The 384-nt window shown below is 30.5% G+C and carries 1 tRNA gene; it reads right to left on the reverse strand.

Annotated elements, in window-relative coordinates:
• Positions 1-119 precede the first annotated feature (119 nt).
• Positions 120-194: transfer RNA gene (locus tag ACQCX0_RS01095), tRNA-Asn, on the reverse strand.
• Positions 195-384 lie beyond the last annotated feature (190 nt).

Below are 384 nucleotides of genomic sequence, written 5' to 3' on the forward strand. Positions count from 1 at the left end.
TGTAACAGAGCAATTTTCTACTAATCCATAAATCCCACAAAATCAACATTTTAAATATTTTATTTTTCCCTTGACAACCCTGAGACCATAGAGTTTTTATAGAATTTAGGATTATAAAGTGGCTCCGGCAGAAGGATTCGAACCTACGACCAATTGATTAACAGTCAACTGCTCTACCACTGAGCTATGCCGGATTACTTTTTAAAGTTTAAAGATAACCAAAAAAAAGTCAAGTAATTTTTAGCAATGATACGCTTGACGGAACTAAATAGTTATGATAACCTAAGAATATAGTAAGATATTTAAAGTTTTTAAGATGACAAAAGAATTAAAAGGCTTAGTAAGATTACAGAAAGAACTTAATACAGAAGTAAAATGCGTTAA

Source organism: Candidatus Hepatincolaceae symbiont of Strigamia maritima (genome assembly GCF_055505085.1).